This is a genomic window from Albidovulum sp. (assembly GCF_049646345.1).
Classification (GTDB): Bacteria; Pseudomonadota; Alphaproteobacteria; order Rhodobacterales; family Rhodobacteraceae; genus Albidovulum.
The window spans coordinates 1-2418 of sequence record NZ_JBARVQ010000104.1 but is presented as its reverse complement, the minus strand read 5'-3'; the positions used below and the strand labels follow the sequence as shown (position 1 = coordinate 2418).

Genomic DNA, 2418 nt, shown 5'->3' with positions numbered 1-2418 from the left:
TCAAAAATCCCATGTCGATCACTCCAAATGCCCCCAGCTGGTTCAAGCCGGGGCAAGGTTGCACATGGGTCAATTCTCAGTGACAATTTTAGCCTTTGCCGGGTCAATTCTCAGTGGCAATCAACAGGTCTGAACGACCGGCAGATCGAGATCCTCGCCCGGGCCACGCCGAAGCGCGACTACTATTGCCAGTCGCGTCGAGGCAACCGGCTTTTTGAGCTGGGCCTCTCCGAGGTGGGCCTCGCCCTTTGCGCGACCTCTTCAAAGTCCGATCAGGCGCGCATTACCGACATCTTGGCCGAGCATGGCCGCGACGGGTTTCTTGCCGCCTGGCTGCAGACCCGGGGTGTCGGCTGGGCCGCCGACCTGATCCCAGACCTTACCAATCTCGCGCCCGACAGCGACGCGGATGACCCAGAAATCCCCCAAGTCCCCCAACCCGAACAGGAGACAACACCATGACCCGCACACCCCTTCGCTTCGGCAAATTCGCCAGCGCCTCCGCACTCGCTTTGGCGCTGGCGGCCCCTCTCAGCCTTGCGCCGATCTTCGCCAGCCCGGCCCATGCCTTCTTCGGCGGTTTTGGTCGCATCGTCTATGATCCGCGCAATCACGCCGAGAACATCCTCTCGGCGGCACGTGCCATGGAGCAGATCAACAACCAGATCACCCAGCTTCAGAACGAGGCGCAGATGCTGATCAATCAGGCCAGTAATCTTGCGAGCCTGCCTTATTCCGCGCTGCAGACACTGCAGCAAAATGTCGACCAGACACGCCAGCTTCTCTCGCAAGCACAAAATATCGCCTTTGACGTGAACCAGATCGACCAGATCTTCCAACAGGACTACGCCAATATCCCCATGGCCGCACCTGAGGCGCAGCTTCTGGCCGATGCGCGCTCCCGTTGGGAAAACACGGTGGGCGGGCTGCAGGACGCGCTCCGGGTTCAGGCGGGCGTGGTTGGCAATATCGACAACCAGCGAGCAGAACTCTCCGCGCTTGTCGGGCAGAGCCAGTCCGCCGTGGGGGCCTTGCAGGCGACCCAGGCGGGCAACCAGCTTCTGGCCCTTCAGTCCCAGCAGATTGCAGATCTGGTCGCAGTCACCGCCGCCAATGGTCGGGCCACGGCACTGGTGGAGGCCGAACGCGCCGCCGCCGCCGAACAGGGCCGCGTCCAGCGCGAGCGGTTCCTCACCCCGGGCGCGGGCTATCAGCCCGGCAATGCCCAGATGTTCAACAACTGAGCGGTAAGGAGCAGACCCATGGATGGAACGGTCCTCGCCCGCATCGCGGCCATCATCTTCGTCTCTGTGGCGATCACCGCAGCGGTGGTGGAGATGAGCCGGGAGGAAGAGAGGCAGGCTGTGCGTCCGGCACAGGTCACAGCACCTGATGTTGATGCGTTGCGCGCCGAGCAGCGGCGGTGTCAGGCGTTGGGGGAGGCGGCGGCCTCTGATCATGACTGTCTCGCCGTCTGGGCCGAAACCCGCGACCGTTTCCTGGGGCGTGACACCGGCACAGGCCGGACCGGGGGCGAATAGGCCATGGGCGGCACCGGCGTTATCGACACCTTCCTCGGGGTCTTCACCTCCTACATCGATTCCGGCTTCGGTCTTCTGGGCGGCGAGGTTGCCTTCATCGCCAGCACGCTGATCGTGATCGATGTGACGCTCGCAGCTCTGTTCTGGGCCTGGGGGGCCGACGATGACATCATCGCCCGCCTTGTGAAAAAGACCCTCTTCGTCGGAATCTTCGCCTGGCTCATCTCCAACTGGAACAGTTTGGCCGCCATCGTCTTCGACAGTTTCGCGGGTCTCGGATTGTTGGCCTCTGGCACAGGATTCTCGCCTGCCGATCTTCTGCGCCCGGGTCGGGTGGCGCAGACCGGGCTCGATGCCGGGCGGCCCCTTCTGGAGGCGACCGCCGATCTCATGGGCTTCGTCGCCTTCTTCGAGAACTTCATCCAGATTGCCTGCCTGCTCTTCGCCTGGGTCCTGGTGTTGCTGGCCTTCTTCCTGCTCGCCGTACAGCTCTTTGTCACCCTGATCGAATTCAAACTGACGACGCTGGCGGGCTTCGTGCTGATCCCCTTCGGTCTGTTCGGCAAGACCGCCTTCATCGCCGAGCGAGTCCTGGGCAATGTCGTCTCTTCCGGCATCAAGGTTCTGGTGCTGGCGGTGATCATCGGCATTGGCTCGACGTTGTTCGGCCAGTTCACTGCAGGCTTCGGTGGCGCAACACCCACCATCGACGAGGCCATGGCGATCGTGCTTGCCGCACTCTCGCTTCTGGGTCTGGGAATTTTTGGCCCCGGCATCGCCACCGGGCTCGTTTCGGGTGGTCCGCAACTGGGTGCGGGTGCCGCCGTGGGCACGGGCCTCGCCGTGGGCGGAGCCGCGGTGGCGACCGGTGGGGGCG

General features: G+C 63.4%; 3 protein-coding genes and 1 pseudogene. All 4 read left to right on the top strand.

Annotated elements, in window-relative coordinates:
* Window positions 1-462: pseudogene (locus WBB85_RS02680) on the top strand (hypothetical protein); the annotation flags it as partial.
* Window positions 459-1244 (top strand): P-type conjugative transfer protein TrbJ, encoded by a 786-nt coding sequence (gene trbJ / locus WBB85_RS02675; protein WP_432637080.1) that lies wholly within the window; start codon window positions 459-461, stop codon window positions 1242-1244. The pseudogene WBB85_RS02680 and the gene trbJ, both read left to right, overlap by 4 nt.
* 18 nt (window positions 1245-1262) lie before the next feature.
* Window positions 1263-1541 carry a putative entry exclusion protein TrbK-alt gene (trbK-alt, locus tag WBB85_RS02670; RefSeq protein WP_432637079.1) on the top strand — a complete coding sequence of 93 codons (279 nt, stop codon included), beginning with the start codon at window positions 1263-1265 and terminating at the stop codon, window positions 1539-1541.
* A gap of 3 nt (window positions 1542-1544) precedes the next feature.
* A partial coding sequence (gene trbL / locus WBB85_RS02665) for a P-type conjugative transfer protein TrbL (RefSeq protein ID WP_432637078.1) occupies window positions 1545-2418 on the top strand: 874 nt, incomplete at its 3' end.